2 protein-coding genes are annotated in these 1,342 nt (G+C 64.1%); both read left to right on the forward strand.

Annotated elements, in window-relative coordinates:
• Positions 1-737 (forward strand): IMP dehydrogenase (gene guaB / locus I5W_RS06565; RefSeq protein ID WP_044528629.1); only part of this gene is annotated, 737 nt, incomplete at its 5' end.
• A 105-nt stretch (positions 738-842) separates the two neighbouring features.
• Positions 843-1,342: glutamine-hydrolyzing GMP synthase (guaA, locus tag I5W_RS06570; RefSeq protein WP_044528630.1), on the forward strand; the 500-nt coding region annotated here is incomplete at its 3' end.

Raw genomic sequence — 1,342 nt, forward strand, 5'->3', positions numbered from 1 at the left:
TGATCGTGGTCGATACCGCCCATGGCCACTCCGCTGGCGTGTTGAACCGCGTCAAGTGGGTCAAGACCAAGTACCCGCACGTCGAAGTCATCGGCGGCAACATCGCCACTGCCGCTGCCGCCAAGGCGCTGGTCGAGCATGGCGCCGATGCCGTCAAGGTCGGTATCGGCCCCGGTTCCATCTGCACCACCCGTATCGTTGCCGGCGTGGGCGTGCCGCAGATCTCGGCCATCGCCAACGTCGCCGAAGCCCTGAAGGGCACTGGCGTGCCGGTGATCGCCGACGGCGGTATCCGCTTCTCGGGCGACGTCGCCAAGGCACTGGCTGCCGGCGCTTCGGCCGTGATGATGGGCAGCATGTTCGCCGGCACCGAAGAAGCCCCGGGTGAAGTGATCCTGTACCAGGGCCGCAGCTACAAGTCCTACCGCGGCATGGGTTCGCTGGGTGCGATGGCCGACGGTTCGGCGGATCGCTACTTCCAGGACGGCGACAACACCGCCGACAAGTTCGTGCCGGAAGGCATCGAAGGCCGCGTCGCCTACAAGGGCTCGGTGGTCGCCATCCTGTACCAGCTGGTGGGCGGTGTGCGCTCCTCCATGGGTTACTGCGGTTGCGCCTCCATCGACGACTTCCGCGAGCGTGCCGAGTTCGTCGAGATCACTGCCGCCGGTATGCGCGAGTCGCACGTCCACGACGTGCAGATCACCAAGGAAGCCCCGAACTACCGCGCCGAGTAATGTTCGATGCGGCCACAGCCCGACAGTCCATCGGCGTTCCGCCAGGCTGTCGGGCTGTTGATCTTTTCAGAAGTCCATTTTTAACGTAGCCAGACCTCACTGCCCATGTCCACGCATTCGCATTCGAAAATCCTGATCCTCGACTTCGGTTCCCAGGTGACCCAGCTCATCGCTCGCCGCGTGCGCGAAGCCGGTGTGTTTTCCGAGGTATTCCCGCATGATGTGACCGACGAATTCGTGCGCAACTACGGCGCAGCCGGCGTCATCCTCTCCGGTGGCCCCAACAGCGTCACCGAAGGCGACACCCCGCGCGCACCGCAAGCCGTATTCGAGCTGGGCGTGCCAGTGCTGGGCATCTGCTACGGTATGCAGACCATGGCCGAGCAACTGGGCGGCAAGGTCGAGAACGGCCATCTGCGCGAATTCGGCTACGCCGAAGTGCGTGCCCACGGCCACACCAAGCTGTTGGACAACATCAGCGACTTCACCAACGCCCAGGGCCACGGCATGTTGAANGTCTGGATGAGCCACGGTGACAAGGTCAACGACATGCCGGCCGGCTTCAAGCTCATGGCTTCCACCGGCAACTGCCCGATCGCCGGCAT

The sequence above is a fragment of the Herbaspirillum sp. B65 genome, assembly GCF_000333555.1.
Taxonomy (GTDB): Bacteria; Pseudomonadota; Gammaproteobacteria; order Burkholderiales; family Burkholderiaceae_D; genus Herbaspirillum; species Herbaspirillum rubrisubalbicans.